The organism is Phaeobacter sp. BS52 (genome assembly GCF_045040595.1).
In the GTDB taxonomy this organism is placed as follows: Bacteria; Pseudomonadota; Alphaproteobacteria; order Rhodobacterales; family Rhodobacteraceae; genus Phaeobacter; species Phaeobacter piscinae.
Genome location: NZ_CP090662.1, coordinates 1,667,036 through 1,686,733, shown reverse-complemented (window position 1 = coordinate 1,686,733; position 19,698 = coordinate 1,667,036). Strand labels below are relative to the sequence as shown.

The following is a 19,698-nucleotide window of genomic DNA, read 5'->3' as shown; positions in this document are numbered from 1 at the left end:
CACCAATGTGCGCTGCGAAATTGGACGGAAATGGGGCAAGGATCGGGCCGATTGGGACAACTCAGGGGTTTTTGGCCGTCAATCCTGCCTCATTCACCGAATTGTTGCCCGAAAACACCTTGGATCGCAGGATTTGTTAACTTTTATCGGTCTGCGTTCCGGTGTCACCCGAGGATCGGCACGCGTTCCAATGTCCAAAAATAGCGATTCTAATTGGTTAACAGAGTGTTAATGAGTGTTTTTGATGTTAGGAAAGGTAAACGTGCCTGCATCTGGAAATATCGTCATTGGACAAGTGTCCCGTGCGAAATCTCCGCCCTCGCCTTAGCCCTCGCCGCGAGCGGTCACATGGCGATGGGTCCGGTGGTCAATGCTGGGGCTTGCAACCCTGCCAAACCTCAACCGCTCCCATCCGGCCACGAAAAAGGGCGCCAGAGGCGCCCCGTTCCAATCATGATCATATGTACCACTGTCGCAGATGCGCGATCAGGCAGTAAGCGCTTACTTCTCGCAGGCGCCAATCAGGCTCTCATACTGCGTGGTGACCCAGCCAAGCGCCTGCTCGGGGTTGCGGTCCTCGATCTTGCCGATCATCCGCTCAAACACCACGGCAGAGCGGCTCTCATCCACGATGGTAAAGCTCTGGCCGGTCATCACGACATTGTAGAGGAAGAAGGCGATCGCCACCAACAGGATGCCGCGCAGCACCCCAAAGAAGAACCCGATGCCCTGATCCAGCCCGCCAAGCGCAGAGCGCTGCACCAGCGAAGAAAACAGCGGTGTGAAGAACGACACCACAATCAGTGCCAATGCAAACACCGCAGCAAAGGCGGCGATGATCGACAATTCGCAGCTGTCCGCGATGAACTCCCCGATCACCGGGATCTCGGCCATCAGCGGCTCGACCTGCGGCGCAAACAGAAAGGCCAAGATGGCGGCGGCAATCCAACCAGCGATGGCCATCGCCTCACGCACGAATCCGCGCGAATAGGCCAGCAACGCTGATACAACAATGACAAGGGCCACGACCCCGTCGATAATGGTGAAACCTTCCATGTCCCTCGCCCGTTAACCTGCGATTAGAATTCTTGCGACTTTAGCCAGCCCCAAAATACTCGCCAACAAAACCGGCGAGATCAGAGGCCTGTCGCACCGCAAGTCCGGGGACCGCGACGGATTTGCCACCACTTGGAGCTATGGCTGCGGTGAAACCAAGTTTTTGCGCTTCTTTCAACCGGTTTTCGGTCTGAGGGGCCGGTCGCAGGGCACCAGAGAGCGATATTTCTCCGAATACCACCGTATCTGCGGGCAGCGCGGTGTCTTCGCGCGCGCTCAGCAGCGCCGCTGCCACCGCAAGATCCGCCGCCGGTTCCGAGATTTTCATGCCACCGGCAACATTAAGATAGACATCAAGCCCCGCAAACGGGATGCCGCAGCGCGCCTCCAGAACGGCCAGGATCATCGCCAGGCGCGAGGAGTCCCAGCCCACCACGGCCCGACGCGGCTGCGAATGCGGCGAGGGTGCAACAAGCGCCTGCATCTCCACCAGAACCGGGCGGGTGCCTTCGATGCCGGAAAACACCACCGACCCGGGCGAGGGGGTGCCGCGCTCTGACAGGAAGAGCGCGGAGGGATTGCGAACCTCGCTCAGCCCGCCGCCGGTCATCTCAAAAACGCCAATCTCATCTGCGGGACCAAAGCGGTTCTTGACGGCGCGCAGGATGCGGAACTGATGCCCGCGCTCGCCCTCAAAATACAGCACGGTATCGACCATATGTTCGACCACGCGAGGACCAGCAATCTGCCCCTCTTTGGTGACATGGCCGACCATGATGATGGAGATACCATTGGTCTTGGCGAATGTGGTCAGCTCATGCGCGGCGGCGCGCACCTGGCTCACGGATCCCGGCGCGCTATCGACATGATCGGCCCACATGGTCTGGATGGAATCGATGATGGCCAGCTGCGGCCGCTCCGCCTCCAGCGTGGTCAGAATATCGCGCAGGTTGGTTTCCGCTGCCAGCTTGACCGGCGCCTCCGCCAACCCCAGCCGCTGCGCGCGCATCCGCACCTGCGCGCTGGCTTCCTCGCCGCTCACATAGATCGTCTTCAGGCCCGAGCGGGCAAACTGCGCTGCCGCCTGCAACAACAGCGTTGATTTCCCGATCCCCGGATCCCCGCCGACCAGAATGGCAGAGGCAGGCACCAGCCCACCACCCAGAACCCGGTCCAGCTCGCCCACACCACAACAGGTGCGCGGCGGCGGCGTTTCCTCCGTTGCCAGATCGCTCAGCGGGATCGTTTTGCCCCGCCGCATGCCGAGGGATTTCGACGCAGGGCCGCCCTTGGACAGGCCCTTGTCTTCGGTGATGGAATTCCACTCGCCGCAGCCATCGCAGCGCCCGGACCATTTTGAAAAGGAGGCTCCGCAGGCAGAGCAGGAATAGGATGTTTTAGCCATGCGCTAGCTGTGGCAGATGTTTCCGGTTTGTTCAAGCGCTGCGGCGCCTCAGACCGGGCATGCGAGGCTCTGCCTCGCGCTCCGGGATATTTCGGGCCACAAGATGGGGCGCACAGAGCATCTTCTGGCGACACTTATCCCGGGGGAGGCCGAAGGCCGGGAGCAGCGCCCCGTTTCTAGTCGTCCTGTCGGCGCAGATGGCGCGCAGTCAGAAGAGACAGGACAATCGACGCCAGAATACAGCCCGTAAACAGATAAAGCCCCCAGGCGGTCTCAATCGTCGCGTAACCAATCCCCTTGGCCAGCGTGATATAAAGCGCGATGAGGAACACATCCGCCATCGCAAGCTTGCCCAAGACATGCAGAACTGGCTGTACCCGCGTGTCCAGCAGGCCCCATTGTACCAGCGCCAGCCCGATGGTTTTGAGATACGGCGCGAAGATCGCGAAAGCCGTGACCGTCAGCGCCAAAATGACGTCGCTGCCCCAAAGGCTCTGCAACCCGGTGATCACCGAGATCTCGCTGAGGCCAAAGATCGGCAACAACCCCGCCCGCATCAACGGTGCGAACCACGCGACGGGGTAGAGGATCAGGAGCGACAGGGTGAGGAAGCGGAGGGTCATGGCGGCTCTTTGTCTTGCGGTGGTCAACACTTGTGCGTTTCAGGCTAAATTGGAAAGGGGGAAGCAATAGGTTTCTTCCAGCAAGGTCGCTTGCGGCCCGGCCAGCGCCCGTCCGCCACCGTCAAGTCACAGATTTGCCCGCGGTAAAACGGAGGGCGCTGTGCATACACCGCGAACAGGCACTGGCTTCGTGTTGAATGCGGTTAGCGGGGGGCTTGGACAAAAAAGGAAGTATGCGCTGTTTAACCTCCAGAAGACCGAGAGCTTAGAGAAAGATCGCTTTAAAAATGGCAAACCCAGCTAGACCGCATAGCGCCGCCGCACCTGCTGCATGCAGGCGAAATGGGCCGACTATTATCGTGCGGATGAGTGAAAACTCGACAGCTAGGAATGCGGCAAGTGTCACGAAATGAACCTGCCACGACAAATGTCGCCTTAGATCGGAACCGCTTGCTAGTATGAAGAATAGAACAGCCAACCAAAGCAGCGTCATCGGTGGCAGAATTACCAGCCTAACTCCTACTTTTTGATGCACTGTCTCTCGTTGCAGCTTCATCCCTAGCCACATTGTAACCGCTGCAGCCACAAAGGGAGAAGCCAATAACAGGAGCGCTAGCAAGCCTTCCATCGGGCCTGTCACCGCACCGCTTCAATCGGCCCCTCTGCGCGGCCGTGGATGAATTGCTCCATATAGGGATCGCCCGATTGGTCCATATCTGCCACCGGACCAGTCCATTGGATCACCCCGCCATGCAGCATCGCCACATTGTCGGCAATGGCGCGCACCGAGGTCATATCGTGGGTGATGGTCATCGCGGTGGCGCCCATCTCAACCACGATCTCGCGGATCAGGTCGTTGATCACGCCGGACATGATCGGGTCGAGGCCGGTGGTGGGCTCATCGAAAAAGATGATCTCCGGCTCGGCGGCAATGGCGCGGGCAAGCCCGACACGTTTCTGCATGCCGCCCGACAGTTCTGCGGGCAGGCGGTCCGCCACATCGGCCTTCAGCCCCACCCGGCGCAGTTTTTCAATGGCGATGGCGCGCGCCTCATCCACCGGGCGCTTTAGTGAGCCGCGCAGCAGGCGGAAGGCGACGTTCTGCCAGACGGGCAGGGAGTCAAACAGTGCAGCTCCCTGAAACAACATGCCAAACCGCGCCAGAAACTTATCGCGGTCACCACTGTCGGCGGGCTTGCCGTCAACCAGGATCTCACCGCTGTCCGGCTTGATCAGCCCCAGAATGCTCTTGAGCGCGACCGATTTCCCGGTGCCGGAGCCACCAATGATCACCATGGAGCTGCCCTTGGGGATCTCAAGCGTCATGCCTTGCAGAACCCGGTTATCGCCAAAGGCCTTATGGACGTCATTCATCTGGATCATAGCGAGAAGAAAATCCCTGTGAGGACAAAATTGGCAGCAAGGATCAGGACGGCTGCGGCCTCAACCGACCCTTTGGTGGCGCGGCCCACGCCTTGCGCCCCGCGGCCCGACTGCATACCATAGTAGCAGCCCATGGTGGCAGCGATGGTGCCAAAGGCCGCCCCCTTGACCAGCGAGGAGACGATATCGCGCAGCTCAAGGAAATCGACAGTGTTTTTCAGATAGGCCGCCGGATTGAAGCCCAAGTTCTGCGTCGCGACCACATAGCCGCCCATGATGCCGATGATATCGCCAACGCCCACCAGCACCGGCACTGTGATCAGCGCGGCCAGCACACGCGGCGCCACCAGGTATTTCATCGGATGGGTGGAGAGTGTGACCAGCGCGTCGATTTGTTCGGTGACCTTCATGGTGGCGATCTCCGCCGCAATGGAGGAGGTGACGCGCGCAGCAATCATCAGTCCAACCAGAACGGGGCCAAGCTCGCGCACCATGCCGATGGCAACGATCTGCGGCACCACTGCCTCGGCGTTGAAACGCGCGCCGCCCGCATAGATCTGCAAGGCCAGCGCCGCCCCGGTGAAAATCGCCGTGAGGCCCACCACCGGCAGCGACAGCCAGCCCACCTGCAACAGCGCATTCAGCAGCTCGCGCGGGTAGTAGGGCGGCCGCAGCATATGGCTGAACGTGGACAGACCAAAGAGCGTCACCCGCCCCACAGCGCCCAGACCGGCAAGGACCAATTGTCCCAGCCGCGCAATCAGGCTGAGGGGTGAAAGACGCGAAGATGTGCTCATCCAGTATAGCTCCGTGCGTAGCGGCCGCCGAGAGAGGTGAGGATTTCATAGCCGATGGTGCCCGCAGCCTGTGCGAGCGTATCCACGGTCTGGCGCTCGTTGAGGATGCTGAGGTGGCTGGGATCGTCGCCTAGGTCGCTGACATCGACAGTGATTAGATCCATGGAAACGCGGCCGACCACCGGGCAAGGCGTGTCGCCTGCGTAGACCTGAATCTGGCCACTGCCGAGCGCGCGGTGCAGACCATCGGCATACCCGGCTGCGACCGTGGCGATGCGGCTGGGGCGCTGCGCCGTCCAGCTGTTGCCATAGCCCACGGTTTCGCCCGGATCGAGGCTGCGGATCTGGATCACCGGCAGGTCCAGCTGCGCCACGGGCAGCGCATCGCCATAAGGCTGCCCGCCATAAAGCCCGATGCCCGGACGACACAGGTCAAAGTGATAGTTGCGCCCCAGCAGCAGCCCGCCAGTAGCGGCAAGAGAACGGGGCAGATCCAGACCTTCTGTCATCTGAACAAATGTCTGCAGCTGATGGTCATTCATCGGGTGCGAGGCCTCATCGGCGCAGGCCAGATGCGACATCAACAGAACCGGACCCTGGCTGAGGGCAATATCGCGGACGGCGGCCCATTCGGCGGCCTCCATGCCAAGCCGGTTCATACCAGTATCAAGCTGCACGCCAAAGGGATGGCCGGGGAGGCTCTCGAAATGGCGCAGCATCTGGTCGAGCGAATTCAGCATCGGCGTCAGCTGGAAATCGCGCAGCAGTTTTGCGTCGCCCTCCATATGGCTAAGCAAACACCGAAATGCCGGGGCCGGGGCCGATGGCGCGACGCAGGGCCACGCCTTCCTCTGCCATCGCCACGAAGAAGTTGCGCGCACCGGCATTGGCCAGCGCCTTGCCGACGCGGCCTGCGTCCAGTCCATAGCCGTTGGCCTTGACCACCGCGGCGGTTTCGCAATTGGTCAGCGCATCGAGGTTGCGCCAGTTGGTCACCAGCGCATCCAGATTGAGTGTCAGTCTAGCAGTCGTCATGCGCTGTTCATGACACGGAGGGCACAGGGGTCAAGGGGGAAACCGCATTCCGACCCCGGCGAGGGGGCGGTTGGCCGATTTCGCGCCCAGGCTTGGGGTTGCGGCGGGCGGCGTGGGCGCCCCCTGCACGCGTCAGCCTGCGGGGCAAGCACGGGAATTTTGAGTATTTGAGGAAAGGTGACAGGGCGCGTTCAAAGGCGCCCCGCCGGGTCCAGCCGCCGGTATCAATGGCGGGTGTCTCAGGCGGCGCGCTGCGATCTTGGTGCTGCGACGCGGATCAATACTCCGGCGCGTGATCCTGCTGCCACGCCTTGGCGAGGTTGCCAAAGCGGGTGAACTGCGCCTCAAAGGCCAGCTCAACCGTGCCGATGGGGCCGTGACGCTGTTTGCCGACGATGACCTCGGCCTTGGCGTGCAGGCGTTCCATCGCCTGCTTCCACTCTTCCATCTTGTCCAATTCGTGATCGCCGGGTTTTTCCCGTTCCTTATAGTATTCCTCGCGGAACACGAACATCACGACGTCGGCGTCCTGCTCGATCGAGCCTGATTCCCGCAGATCCGACAGCTGCGGGCGTTTGTCTTCGCGGCTTTCGACCTGACGTGACAGCTGGGAGAGGGCAACCACCGGGATGTTCAACTCCTTGGCGATGGCCTTCATCCCCATGGAAATCTCCGCGATTTCATTCACCCGGTTTTCGGCCATGCCGCGGCAAAGCTGCAGGTAGTCGATGACCAGCAGATCCAGCCCATGGGTCCGTTTCAGACGGCGCGCGCGGGCCGCCAGCTGCGAGATCGGCAGGGCGGGGGTGTCGTCGATGAACAGCGGGCAACTCTCAAGATCCTTGGCCGCCTGCACAAAGCGGCGGAATTCTTCCTCCGTCATGTCGCCCTGGCGGATCTTATGCGAGGAAATCTCGGAGGCTTCGGCCAGAATACGGCCCGCCAGCTGTTCGGCGGACATCTCCAGTGAGAAGAAGCCAACGACGCCGCCATCCACGGCGCCTTCGGTGCCATCCGGTTTCTGGCCGCGCTTATAGGCCTTGGCGACGTTGAAGGCGATATTGGTCGCGAGCGAGGTTTTCCCCATCGAGGGACGCCCCGCCAGGATCAGAAGGTCCGACGGGTGCAGACCGCCCAACTGTTTGTCGAGATCGGCCAGCCCGGTGGAAATCCCCGCCATGCCGCCGCCGCGCTGATAGGCCTCATTGGTGACATTGACCGCCTCGGTGACGGCCTTGAGGAAGGATTTGAAACCGCTTTCGGTCTGGCCCTGTTCGGCCAGTTTATAAAGCGACTGTTCCGCCTCGACGATCTGTTCCTTGGGTTCAGAGGCCACATCGACCCGGCGCGCCTTGTCCGCAATGCTGCGCCCCAGCGCGATGAGTTCCCGCCGGATCGCCAGATCATAGATCATCTGCGCATAGTCGCGCACCGCAAAGGCCGAGATGGATGCGCCCGCCAGCTTGGCCAGATAGGCCGGGCCGCCCAACTCCTTCAGCCCTTCGTCATCCTCCATGAAGGCCTTCAGCGTCACCGGCGAGGCCAGCGCATTCTTGGAAATCCGCGCGGCGGCAATCTCGTAGATGCGGGCGTGGACCGGGTCGTAAAAATGCGCCGAGGTGATGATCGAGGCGATGCGATCATAGACGTCATTGTTGGTCAGGATGGCGCCCAGCAGCTGCTGTTCAGCCTCGACAGAATGCGGCAGGATGCTGGCGTCGTCGCCCGTCGCCTCGCCATTGGCAGCAGGCTCCGGGGCGGCGGGCAGATTGGGATCAAAAGGCGTAATATCGTTCATCGCTGCTCTCGTCTGCGGCCGACGTTATGTGGCCCGCGTGATTTGGCCTGTGTATACCGGCGGGGCGCTCGGTCTGGCTATCTGGAAAACTCTGAGGATAAGCTGTGCACAGCCTGTGGATATCCGCAGGCTGACCTGTGTGTCGTTTCTACAGTAGCCGGGTTGGGGTGTGTGTAGTCTATATGATGCGGTGCATTCTGGGAAGCTGTCTATATCTGCGCTGATCTGCTTGCTTCCAAGTTGATTCGGGGCGACCCTGTCCACAGGCCGCCCCAGATAAGATGCATGTCTGACAGAGGGTGATCAGGCGGATTTATGCGCCTCCTGCCAGGCCCGCGGATCCTTCAGGAATGTCTCCACCTCATCCAGTGTTTCGGCGCTAAAGCTCTTCTGCGCCTTGGCTTCGGCCAGGACATCCCACCAGGTGCACAGGTAATGCAGCTCAACACCGTGGTCGCCGAGGCGCTGAGTGGTTTCGGGGAAGATGTCGTAATAGAAAATCACTGCGGTATGGCCGCAGGTGGCGCCGGTCTCGCGGATCGCATCGACAAAGGACAGTTTGGAGCCACCGTCGGTGGTCATGTCCTCCACCAGCAGCACGCGCTGGTCCTCGGTCATCACCCCTTCGATGCGGGCATTGCGACCATAGCCCTTGGGCTTCTTGCGCACATAAGTCATCGGCAGCGCCATGCGCTCGGCCACCAGCGCGCCAAAGGGGATACCCGCGGTTTCGCCGCCAGCAATATTGTCAAACGCCTCGAAACCCGCATTGCGCATCACGGTAACGGTAAGGAAATCCATCAGCGTGGTGCGGATCCGCGGGAATGAAATCAGCTTGCGGCAATCGATATAGCTGGGCGAGGGCAGGCCAGAGGCCAGCGTATACGGCGTGCCGGTGTTGAAATTCACCGCGCCGATCTCCAGCAACATGCGGGCAGAGAGGCGGGCGATTTCTTCGCGGGAGGGGTAGGAGGAGGGGATCATTCTATCATCCTTTTGGTCGGCGCGAGACGCCGGTGGCAGAAGCCTCCGGCGGGAGTATTTGGGGCCAGAAGATCAGGCGACCTTCCAGAACACATCAAAACCGGGATCAAAGACGGTAACCGGGCCTTCCTCGGTGCTGATCTGCTCGGGGAAGATGACCGGGCTGTCCTGTTTTTCCAGCGTCAGGCGCGTGCTGTTCACCGACAGGCGGTAGAAGGCCGGTCCATTTTCAGAGGCAAAACCTGCCAGCTTGTCCAGCGCGCCGTCTTCCTCAAATACATGCGCCAGCAGCGGCATGGTGTTGGGGGCGGTGAAACAGCCGGCACAGCCGCAGGCGCTGAGTTTGTTGGGATCGGTGTGGGGCGCCGAATCCGTGCCAAGGAAGAACCGCTTGTCGCCAGAGGTCGCGGCCGCGCGCAGGGCCAGACGGTGCTCCTCACGTTTGGCCACAGGCAGGCAATAGTAGTGCGGCTTGATGCCGCCAGCCAGAATGTGGTTGCGGTTGATGATCAGGTGATGCGTGGTGATTGTCGCGCCAAGGTCCTGGTCCTGGCTGGTCACATAATCGGCAGCGTTCTTGGTGGTGATATGTTCCATCACCACACGCAGACCGGGGGTGGCGCGACGGATCGGATCCAGCACCCGGTCGATAAACACAGCCTCGCGGTCGAAGATGTCGATGTCGTGGTCCGTCACCTCGCCATGGGTGCAGAGCGGCAGGCCGATGTCGGCCATTGTCTCCAGCACGCCGCGCACCTTGTCGAAATCACTGACGCCAGAGGCGGAATTGGTGGTCGCCCCGGCCGGGTAGAGCTTCACGGCCTTGACCAACCCGCTGGCATGGGCTGCGGCCACATCCGCCGGATCTGTGTCCTCAGTCAGGTAGAGCGTCATCAGCGGCTCAAACGCCATGCCATCGGGCAGGGCGGCCAGAATGCGGTCGCGGTAGGCTGCGGCCTGATCGCCTGTCACCACCGGCGGCACCAGATTCGGCATGATGATTGCGCGGGCAAAATCGCGGGCAGTTTCAGGCAGAACGGCTGTCAGCATTGCGCCGTCGCGCAGATGCAGATGCCAGTCATCGGGGCGGGGGATGGTGAGCTGAACGGTCATGGCGCCCGCCTAGCACAGGGGCGCGCGCAGGGGAAGCAACGGCATCATCTGCGACAGCGATTGGCGGGACCGGCTTTTGTACCGGGCGCCGCCGGGCTGCCGTTACCGTTCGGGGGGCAGTTTGATCTGGCCGTCTGCGGCGCTTTTGCGCAATGCCTCCAGACGGCGGCGGAATCGGGGCGCGCGCAGCCTGCTGGTCACATTGCGGCACAGCAGCGCCATCAGATAGGGGCGCTCATCCTGTTCCAGACGGGCCATCAACTTGCGCAGGTAGGGGCCATTGCTGCGGCGGGCCCGGTAGAGCTTGTAAAACTGCCGCTCGGTCAGTCGGTCCGCCCCAGCCAGAGCGAGGATATTATAGAGGATTTCCATCTCAATCAGCCGCGTCTGAACGGTGTCGCCCAGATGCGGCGTGCGCAGCCGCAGCACATTCTTGCGCGCAAACAGGGCGGCATGCATCGAATCCAGCCGCTCACGCGGGTCGTAGATGACAAAACCCTGCTTGGCCGCATCCATCATGTCCGGAGCAAAGCCGTAGCGGTCGGTGAAGTCAACGCGGCGCATCTCGCTGAACCGATCGTCCCAATCTGTGAGACGCGGATCCAGCGTTGCCTGTGGTTGCACCGCCACGACAGTTGCGCCGGGGGCGGCAACGGAGAAGGCCGCCGCCGCATAGCCGCAGGGGCTAGGCGCCATAAAACACCACCTTGTCGAATTCATCGAAGAAGCCGTCGTCAACCAGCTGGTCGAAGAACCCGTAGATCCGCTCGTTGCGGAACCAGGTGTCGCCATTGGAGATGATGCACAGATGGGACCAGCCGAGGTTCTTCACCAGATCAAACCCCAGCGGCTGCGCCACATCCGACAGGTTGTGGATCCCTTGGATGGTCTCGAAACTGACCAACAGCGTATTGCCCTGATCAATGAAACTGGCAAAGTGACGGCTGCCCAGTGGCTGATACATGCCGTTTTCCTCGGCCAGGGCGGCCATACGGGCCTGCCACTGCGCGGGTTTCAGCCCCGACAGGTCCTCGTCCAGCGTGTCCAATGTATCCTGCTGCATTGCATCGTCCTCTTGTCCCGCCCTTGTTCGGACGGGTTTGCGTCTGGCAACATCTAAGGGCGAAATAAGGCTAAAATTGGAAATTGTAAGGCCGGTTTATCGGCCATCGGCGCGGGTTTCGTTGGAAAAGATGCCTTTTAAGGCCAGCGCCATATGTCCCATATCCTGCCGTCTGGCTGGCTGCTCTGCGGCGCGGGCCGCAATATTGCGCCGGATCAGTCGCTCTTGTCGCCGCCCTGCGGTGCGCCATGGCGGCCCAACGTGGCAAAGCCGGTGAGCGTGCGTGCGGTGCCGGGGCTGATCAGCCGCGAGGGCGGTGTCATCATCAGCCGCGAAAACAGCGTCCGATATGCCTCCTGCTGCATCAATCTGCGAAACTGCTCGTGGCGCCACTGGACCGCACGGGTGTGCAGCTTTTGCAGCTTGGCGTCCTCGCGCAGCAGATCGGCAATGGCCTCGCGGGCAGGGCGATAACGAGCAATACTCTCATCCTCATCGGTGTTGAAATTCCGTTCAACCCAGTAATCCATCCCCAGATCGCCCGGACGGTTGACCCGCCCCCGCTCGGCCTTCAGCACATAGCTTTCCATGGACCCCAGCGGATAGTGGTTCAGCTGCACCAGATCGAAATTTGCCTGCCCGTAGTCGGAATAGACCCGCTGCGTCTTGAACCCGTGATCCAGTTCCCGTCCGGAACCATCGAACCAGCGAAACTCCTCTAGGGTGGCGCCGTCGTCCGGGCTGCGCGGGCGATGCACCCCCAGTTTGCGATAGGTGCCATCGTTGCGATAGAGCGTCTTGAACATGGCCGCGCGCCACGGCCAGTGGATCACCTCCGGCGCGCAGCGGGTGAAGCTGTCGGTCACCGGCTGGTCCTGATAGCGCACCGTCTCGCCATTGCCGAACAGCCGCCAGGTCAGGGTGATGGCATCCGCATCGGGCAGCGCTGCGTGAAGATCCGCCAGCCGACCCTCGCCTGCATGGATATTGACGAATTCATCCACATCCAGCGCCATCACCCAGTCAGCCTTGCGCATCAGGCGGTGTTTGTCCGCCTTCTTCAGCCCGGTGAACTGAATGCCGCCCTTGTCATAGGGACCATCGTTGCGCAGGTGGGTGACATGGCCCAGCTCATCCAGCCGATCCAGCATCCGGTCCGTGCCATCCGCGCAGTCGTTGGACAGAACGAGGATATCGCTGAAACCCACCGCCTTGTGATGGGCAATCCATTCCAGCAGGAAAGCGCCTTCGTTCTTTACACATGTCACGGCCAGTGTTCGCATGCTGTCTCCTGCCACGTCTGTACCGGACCCGCCTGGGCCGATGGCGTGTCTCTGTCATCGCATTGCAGCGCAGGCCGGTCAATGTGTCCGGAACCCGGGCACAGTATCGTCCACGGATGACCTATGGGACCAAAGTGGCATGACCAGCCGCTTGACCCGCTTCCATCGCCGTGGCCTCTTGGGCAGAGCCGAAGGGGAGCCAGATGTCGCAGCAGACGAAGACGAGCCAACCGCAGACCACCAGCCATACTGTCAGCCATCCCAGCAGTCACGCTGCAGGCCTCTCTGCGCCGGTCGGCGCGCGCGGGATGCCCGGCTCCATTGATGCGGTGGAAACCCTGCTGACGGAGGCCGGGTATGTCGCCGACCGCGGACTGGCGACGGTGGTGTTTCTGTCGCTGCGCCTTGGCCGCCCGCTGTTTCTGGAGGGCGAGGCCGGTGTGGGCAAGACCGAGATCGCCAAGACCCTCGCGGCCGCGCTGGGCCGTCGCTTGATCCGGTTGCAGTGCTACGAAGGGCTGGATACCTCCAGCGCGGTCTATGAATGGAACTTCGCGGCCCAGATGATCGCCATCCGCGCCGCCGAGGCAGGCGCTGGCGAACCGCGTGATCGCGCAGCCCTTCAGGCGGAACTCTTCAGCGACGACTATCTTATCCGCCGCCCGCTGCTGGAGGCGATGCAGCCCGATCCCGCTGGCGCGCCAATCCTTCTTATTGATGAGTTGGACCGCACCGATGAGCCGTTTGAGGCGTTCCTGCTGGAGGCGCTCAGCGATTTTCAGGTCACCATCCCCGAACTCGGCACCATCAAGGCGCCGGAACCTCCCATCGTGATCCTCACCTCCAATCGTACCCGCGAGGTGCATGATGCGCTGAAACGGCGCTGCCTCTATCACTGGGTGGATTATCCGGATTTTGACCGCGAGATGGAAATCCTCACCGCCCGCGCGCCCGGTCTGGCGCCGCGTCTGTCGCAGGAGGTCGTGGCCTTTGTGCAGGCGTTGCGCACCGAAGATCTCTTCAAACATCCCGGCATTGCCGAGACAATTGATTGGGCCAATTGCCTGTTGGCGCTGGATGTCATTGATCTGTCGCCGGAGGTGATCGCCGACACATTGGGGGCCATTCTGAAATATCAGGATGATATCAGCCGCTTGCAGGGCTCCGAGGCGAAGCGCATACTGGATCAGGCGCGCGCAACGCTGGGCCCTGCAGGATGATGCGGACCTGCGCTGATGCCTGAATACCCACCCCTGCCGCTACCGGAGGCTCCCCGGCTGGCGCAGAATATCACCCATTTCGCGCGTGGCTTGCGACGGGCCGGGCTTCCCATCGGTCCCGGCCGGGTGGCCGAAGCCGTCGAGGCGGTGGCCACGGCGGGCTTCACCTCGAAGCAGGATTTCTACTGGACCCTGCACGCCTGCTTTGTCTCCAAACCTGAACATCGTCAGGTCTTTGCACAGATCTTTCGGCTCTATTGGCGGGATCCGCGCTTTCTGGAGCATATGATGGCGGCGATGCTGCCCGCGATCCGCGGCACGCAGGAGGAAAAAGCCGCAAAGCCGGCCCAGAAACGCGCCGCCGAGGCGCTCTTGGATGGTGCCGAGGCTCCGGATCGCCCCGACCAGCCGGAGGGGGAGGAGCCACCGGAGCAGCTGGAGTTAAACGCCGAACTCACCATGTCGCGGGAGGAACGGCTGCGGCAGCTGGATTTTGAGCAGATGAGCACCGCCGAAGTCGCCGAGGCCAAGCGGATGCTGGCCATGATGCAGCTGCCAATCCGTCCGATCCAGTCCCGCCGCCTGATCGCCTCCGCCACTGGCAATCGCATCAACTGGCGCCGCACCATGGCGCAAGCCGCCCGTCAGGGCGGCGAGATCACAACCCTCGCACGCGCTCAACGCCGGTTGCGCTGGCCCAATCTGGTGGTGATCTGCGATATCTCCGGCTCAATGAGCCAATATTCCCGCCTGATCCTGCACTTCCTGCATGCGGTCGCCAATCGCAAGGGGCCGGGCTGGGCGCGTGTGCATGGCTTTACCTTCGGCACACGGCTCACCAATATCACCCGCCATCTGGGGCAGCGCGATGTGGATGCCGCCCTTGCTGCCGCCGGGGCAGAGGCGCAGGATTGGGAGGGGGGCACCAGGATTGGCGCCTGCCTGCATGATTTCAACCGTGACTGGTCGCGCCGTGTCATGGGGCGGGGCGCCGTGGTTCTGCTGATCACCGACGGGCTGGACCGCGATGACAGCGATCAGCTCAGCGCCGAAATGCAGCGGCTGCATATCTCCGCGCGCCGCCTGATCTGGCTCAACCCGTTGCTGCGCTTTGACGGTTTCGCCCCCAAGGCACGCGGGATCCGCGCCATGTTACCCCATGTGGACAGCTTCCGCGCGGGCCATTCGATTGCGGCGCTGCAGGATCTTGCGGATGTCCTCACCCGGGCGGAAGACAGCGGCGAAAAACAGCGGTTGATGCAGATGCTGACGACTGAATAACGGACACAAGCGCCACCTCTGATCGGCAGGCTCTGGCCGAAAATCATCGCTCACAGGCAACTTATTTGCCCCGACGCGGGTTATGTTTCTAGGCTTTGCACCGCACAGCGAAAGGAACACCGCATGGTTTCGCAGCTTCTCAGATCCTCGACCGCGCTGGCGGTCATCGTCTCTCTCACTCTCCCGGTTGCCGCCCCCGCGCAGTCGAAATCGGACCCGACTGACCTCAGCCAGATGGCCCCTGAAGAAATCACACAGGCGGTGCAGCGCTGCCTACGGTGGCTCAAGAATGGGCGCATCAGCCCTGAAGGGGAGATCCTGAAGGGCAAGGGAAAAGGGGCCAAAGCGAAGTTCTGCCAAGCCTATATCACCGGTGAATTGGACGCTGGTTTGGATCCCGCCCTTGCCTCCTCCGCACTGATGGCAGGCGCTGAACAGGCTGAGGCCGTACCTGCCGCGGGCGAACAGGCCGAGCCAGCAGCCCCGACCGAGGCAGAGCAGGCCGCCGCCGCTCCGGTTGAACCTACCCCAGAACCCGCCACAGACGCGGCCCCCTCTCAGACCGCGCAGACCGAAGCTCCGGCCGAGACGGCAGAGACAACCGCTGAACAGAACGCAGGTGAAACCACCGCAGAGGCAGAGACTCCGGTGGAGCCGGTCGCCAATGATGGTGTGAACACAGCGGCCAACACAGAAGCAGGCACCGCCGCGCCAGAGGATGTGGCTGATGTCGAAACCACCTCCGACACCGAACTGGCCGCAGCGCTGGCAGAGGCAGAGGACGGGACCGACCCTGCACCTGCGTCCGAGCCTGAACCCGAACCCGAGGTCGAACCGCTCGACAGTCAGGCGCAGGCTGACGCGCTGGCGGAGGTTGAGGCCGAGGATGACAGCGCCGCCGCCGCCGCGAGCGCTGACACCACCGGAGAGGCTGAGGTGGTGGAAGAAACCGTGACCGAAGACACCGCGCGCAGTTCGGACGAGGAGTTTGAAACCGCCGTCAACACGCCCGCTGCCGAGGCTGAAACCACCGCAGAGGCGGAAACTGCTGCGCCGACTGAGAACAGCGCAGCCGCCGCCCCAGCCGCAGAGGAGGACGACGGCCTCAGCAAGCTGCAGAAGGCCGCGCTTCTGGGGCTTGGCGCCGTTGCCATTGGCCAGCTGCTGAAGCAGGGCGAAACCGTGGTGACCAACTCCGGTGACCGTGCGGTGGTGGAACAAAACGGCCAGTACCGGGTGATCAAGAATGACGACGCCCTGCTGCGCCAGCCCGGCAGCAATGTCACCACGTATAAGTTCAAGGACGGCTCCACCCGCACCGTGGTCGTGCGCGAAGACGGGACGGAGGTTGAAACCATCCGCGCCCGCGATGGCCGCGTTCTGCGCCGCACCCGTACGCTCACCGATGGCAGCAGCGTTGTGCTGTTCGATGACACCCAGCGCGCCGACAATGTGGTGGTCTCCGAATTGCCCACCGCCGCCCCGCGCAGGTCGGCATTCAACAGCGATACGATCAACGCGGATGAGCTGGCGCTGGCGCTCGCCGCCAAGGAAACCCCCGCCGTCAGCCGCCGCTTCTCCCTGCGCCAGATCCGCAATATCGATGCGGTCCGCCAACTGGTTCCGGAAATCACCGTGCAGTCGATCAACTTTGAAACCGGCTCCGCGGTGATCCGCGCAGCAGAGGCCGAAGAACTGGCGGCGCTGGGCAATGCGCTGCGCGAGATGATCGCGCAGAACCCGCAGGAGGTGTTCCTGATCGAAGGCCACACGGATGCGGTTGGTGCCGCCCCCTTTAACCTCGCACTGTCAGATCGCCGCGCCGAAAGTGTCGCATTGGCCCTGACCGAGTATTTCAAGGTGCCGCCCGAAAATATGGTGGTGCAGGGCTATGGTGAGACCGATCTGGCGGTGGTGACTCAACGGGCCGAGCGTGCCAATCGCCGCGCCGCCGTGCGCCGGATCACGCCGCTTCTGCAGGGCGGTAACTGATCGGTTGCTATTGATCCGAGCCTGAACAACTCAAAGGGCGCCCAGATCGGGCGCCCTTCTATCGGTTTGAAACCTGCGATAGCGGCTATTTTCGGCTGCGCTTCTTGATGGTTTTCGCCGTTTTCACCATCTTGCCAAAGCTTTTGTCCTTGGCGCGTTTTTGCGCCAGAGAGGCGGAATTGAAGGCTTCTTCGGCGGCCAGTTTGCGCCAGCGGTCCAACCGGCTGGCGTCAACCTCACCGGCGGCAATGCCGAGCCTGCACCGCGCAGCCCGGCTCCCCTTCATGGGCGCAATTGCGGAAGCGGCACTGTGTCGCCAGCTCTTCCAGATCGGCAAAGACATCGCCGACACCGCTGGCCGCATCGGTCAGCTGCAACTCGCGCATCCCCGGCGTGTCCAGCACGCCGCAGCCGTTGTCGAGGAAATAGAGCTGCCGCCGGGTGGTGGTGTGGCGTCCGCGCGCGTCATCCTCGCGGATGCCCTGCGTCGCGATATCCAGATCCTCGCCAAGCGCCTTGGTCAGCGTCGATTTGCCAACGCCCGAGGTGCCGAGGAAGGCAATGGTCTGCCCGGCCCGCACCCAAGGCGCCAGCGCCTCGCGCGCGGCCGCGCTCTTGGCGTTCAGCGGCACCACCTCCACCAGATCGGAAATGCTCCTGGCCTGGCTGATATACTCCGCCGGATCCTCGCAAAGGTCGATTTTCGTCAGCACGATCACCGGCGTCACCTCTGCATCAAACGCCATGGCGATGAACCGCTCCAGCCGCGCGACATTGAAATCCGCATTGCAGGAGGTGACCACAAACATCGTGTCGATATTGGCGGCGATCAGCTGGACCTTGCGATCCTTGCCCGGTGCGCGGCGGCGGATCAGGCTTTTACGCTCCAGCACCCGGCTGTGGGTTGGCAGCTCGGAGTCCAGCATCAGCCAATCCCCCACAGTCGCCTCGGGGCCGGGGGGGGATCACCATGTCGATGCCGTCGCCCATGGCGCGCAGCCCGTTGCGGTTCACTTCGGTGATGCGCACGGGCGGGTGGCTCGCCATTTCGTCCAGATCGGTCTGCTGGGAGAAGACCCCCTGCCAGCCAAGATGCTCCAGCGCGCTCAAAGGGCGCGTGCTGTCGGCGACGTCTTCAGGCGCAGGGGTGCTCAGGAATTGGGAATAGTCCCTTGTCATTGGGAATGTCTTTCTTGGTGTGATCGCGGGGTTGGCCCGGATCTGTATGTCTGATGAATGTCGCGCAAATCTTCCCTGACACCTGCCAATAGGGGCAGGCGGCATTCTCCGGGGCCATCTGCAAACCGGGGTGGCCTCTGCCGCCCCTTCTTCACCAGGACATAAACTCTCCAATTCTCTGGCGCTTGGTCTACCCGAGGCAGGGTGACTTGGCAAGCTTTCGCCGCGCGGGGCCGCGGCGGGCCGCCCCGTTTAGCGCGTCAGCTCCCGCATCCCGCGTTCCAGCCCCGCCAGCGTCATCGGCACCATCTGATCGGCAAAGATCTCCCGGATCATCTGGATCGAATGGGTGTGGGGCCAATAGGCCTCCGGCACCGGGTTGATCCACAGATGCGAGGCCCATTGCGCCCGCGCCCGCTCCAGCCAGACCTGACCGGCCTCCGGGTTCCATTGCTCATTGGCGCCGCCCGGATAGGCAATCTCATAGGGGGACATCGACGCATCGCCGACAAAAATGCACTTATAGTCCGGCCCATAGGTGCGCAGCACCTCATGGGTGGGGATCTGCGCATCCCAGCGGCGGCGGTTGTCGCGCCAGACCCCTTCATAGAGGCAATTGTGGAAGTAGAAATATTTCAGATGTTTGAACTCGCTGCGCGCCGCCGAGAACAGCTCTTCCACCACTTTGATATGCGGATCCATTGATCCGCCCACATCCAGAAACAACAGCACCTTCACCGCATTGTGCCGTTCGGGCCGGGTTTTCACGTCCAGATAGCCGTGTTCCGCAGTGGCGCGGATGGTGCCTGACAGGTCCAGCTCCTCCGCCGCGCCCTCGCGCACCCAGCGGCGCAGACGTTTCAGCGCCACCTTGATGTTGCGGGTGCCCAGTTCGACATCACCATCCAGGTTCTTGAACTCGCGCTTGTCCCAGACCTTGACCGCGCGCTGATGGCGGCTTTCCTTCTGGCCGATGCGCACACCTTCGGGGTTGTAGCCATAGGCGCCAAAGGGCGAGGTGCCCGCTGTGCCGATCCATTTGTTGCCCCCCTGATGGCGGCTTTCCTGATCCTTCAGCCGCTCCTTCAGGGTCTCCATCAGTTTTTCAAACCCACCAAGCGCCTCGATTTCGCGGCGCTCTTCCTCGCTGAGGTGCTTCTCCGCCATCTTGCGGATCCACTCCTCGGGGATGTCCACGGCCTCCATCACCGCCTCAGCGGGGATCGCCTCCAGCCCGGAGAATGTCGCGGCAAAGGCGCGGTCGAATTTGTCGATATTGCGCTCATCCTTCACCATGGCGGCGCGCGCCAGATAGTAGAAGGCATCAATATCATAGGTCGCAAGCCCCGCTTTCATCCCTTCAAGAAAGGTCAGATATTCGCGCAAGGACACCGGAACCGCCGCCTTGCGCAGGTTTTCAAAGAAAGGCTGAAACATCTGGGTCTCCGTCAGGGCTGATCAGGTGGCCATCTTGCGCCCCGCGCGC

At 62.2% G+C, this 19,698-nt stretch carries 13 protein-coding genes and 3 pseudogenes; 3 read left to right on the top strand and 13 right to left on the bottom strand.

Annotation, left to right across the window (positions count from 1 at the left end; all coding sequences use genetic code 11):
* Nucleotides 1–501: 501 nt before the first annotated feature.
* The 11 genes and pseudogenes from L0Z65_RS08200 to L0Z65_RS08150 all read right to left on the bottom strand — a co-directional run bounded on the left by L0Z65_RS08200 (nt 502) and on the right by L0Z65_RS08150 (nt 12,540).
* Nucleotides 502–1,056, bottom strand: coding sequence for a CvpA family protein (locus L0Z65_RS08200; RefSeq protein ID WP_040172899.1), 555 nt, complete (start codon nt 1,054–1,056; stop codon nt 502–504).
* A 40-nt stretch (nt 1,057–1,096) separates the two neighbouring features.
* Entirely contained in the window at nt 1,097–2,461 is a 1,365-nt protein-coding gene (gene radA, locus L0Z65_RS08195) for a DNA repair protein RadA (protein WP_024097800.1), read from the bottom strand.
* 176 nt (nt 2,462–2,637) lie between these two features.
* Nucleotides 2,638–3,084 carry a paraquat-inducible protein A gene (locus tag L0Z65_RS08190; RefSeq protein WP_405112259.1) on the bottom strand — a complete coding sequence of 149 codons (447 nt, stop codon included), beginning with the start codon at nt 3,082–3,084 and terminating at the stop codon, nt 2,638–2,640.
* A gap of 636 nt (nt 3,085–3,720) precedes the next feature.
* Nucleotides 3,721–4,467: an ABC transporter ATP-binding protein gene (locus tag L0Z65_RS08185; protein WP_040177957.1), complete on the bottom strand. Its 747-nt coding sequence runs from the start codon at nt 4,465–4,467 to the stop codon at nt 3,721–3,723.
* Nucleotides 4,464–5,264 (bottom strand): ABC transporter permease, encoded by an 801-nt coding sequence (locus L0Z65_RS08180; RefSeq protein WP_027247608.1) that lies wholly within the window; start codon nt 5,262–5,264, stop codon nt 4,464–4,466. Before L0Z65_RS08180 ends, L0Z65_RS08185 begins: the two co-directional genes overlap by 4 nt.
* Nucleotides 5,261–6,299: pseudogene (gene alr, locus L0Z65_RS08175) on the bottom strand (alanine racemase). Before alr ends, L0Z65_RS08180 begins: the two are co-directional and overlap by 4 nt.
* Nucleotides 6,300–6,576: 277 nt before the next feature.
* Nucleotides 6,577–8,097 carry a replicative DNA helicase gene (locus L0Z65_RS08170; protein WP_040172918.1) on the bottom strand — a complete coding sequence of 507 codons (1,521 nt, stop codon included), beginning with the start codon at nt 8,095–8,097 and terminating at the stop codon, nt 6,577–6,579.
* Between the two features lie 303 nt (nt 8,098–8,400).
* The gene (locus L0Z65_RS08165) at nt 8,401–9,081 is read right to left on the bottom strand and encodes an orotate phosphoribosyltransferase (protein ID WP_096871002.1); all 681 of its coding nucleotides are present in this window, start codon (nt 9,079–9,081) and stop codon (nt 8,401–8,403) included.
* 72 nt (nt 9,082–9,153) lie between these two features.
* The gene (gene pyrC, locus L0Z65_RS08160) at nt 9,154–10,194 is read right to left on the bottom strand and encodes a dihydroorotase (protein ID WP_096871003.1); all 1,041 of its coding nucleotides are present in this window, start codon (nt 10,192–10,194) and stop codon (nt 9,154–9,156) included.
* A gap of 102 nt (nt 10,195–10,296) precedes the next feature.
* Nucleotides 10,297–11,257: pseudogene (locus tag L0Z65_RS08155) on the bottom strand (phosphoadenosine phosphosulfate reductase).
* A gap of 215 nt (nt 11,258–11,472) precedes the next feature.
* A complete protein-coding gene (locus L0Z65_RS08150; RefSeq protein WP_405112253.1) occupies nt 11,473–12,540 on the bottom strand; it encodes a glycosyltransferase family 2 protein in 1,068 nt (355 codons plus the stop codon).
* Nucleotides 12,541–12,848: 308 nt separating this feature from the next.
* On the opposite strand from L0Z65_RS08150, the gene L0Z65_RS08145 reads away from it, so the two are divergent.
* The 3 genes from L0Z65_RS08145 to L0Z65_RS08135 all read left to right on the top strand — a co-directional run bounded on the left by L0Z65_RS08145 (nt 12,849) and on the right by L0Z65_RS08135 (nt 17,033).
* Nucleotides 12,849–13,760: a MoxR family ATPase gene (locus L0Z65_RS08145; protein ID WP_192870597.1), complete on the top strand. Its 912-nt coding sequence runs from the start codon at nt 12,849–12,851 to the stop codon at nt 13,758–13,760.
* Nucleotides 13,761–13,775: 15 nt separating this feature from the next.
* Nucleotides 13,776–15,041, top strand: a complete 1,266-nt coding sequence (locus L0Z65_RS08140) for a vWA domain-containing protein (protein ID WP_405112250.1) — start codon at nt 13,776–13,778, stop codon at nt 15,039–15,041.
* A gap of 123 nt (nt 15,042–15,164) precedes the next feature.
* Nucleotides 15,165–17,033 (top strand): OmpA family protein, encoded by a 1,869-nt coding sequence (locus tag L0Z65_RS08135; RefSeq protein WP_405112247.1) that lies wholly within the window; start codon nt 15,165–15,167, stop codon nt 17,031–17,033.
* A gap of 85 nt (nt 17,034–17,118) precedes the next feature.
* Here the strand turns inward: L0Z65_RS08135 and rsgA are convergent.
* Both rsgA and L0Z65_RS08125 read right to left on the bottom strand, forming a co-directional pair.
* Nucleotides 17,119–18,212: pseudogene (gene rsgA, locus L0Z65_RS08130) on the bottom strand (ribosome small subunit-dependent GTPase A).
* A gap of 252 nt (nt 18,213–18,464) precedes the next feature.
* Nucleotides 18,465–19,649, bottom strand: coding sequence for a vWA domain-containing protein (locus tag L0Z65_RS08125; RefSeq protein ID WP_405112244.1), 1,185 nt, complete (start codon nt 19,647–19,649; stop codon nt 18,465–18,467).
* Between the last annotated feature and the right edge of the window lie 49 nt (nt 19,650–19,698).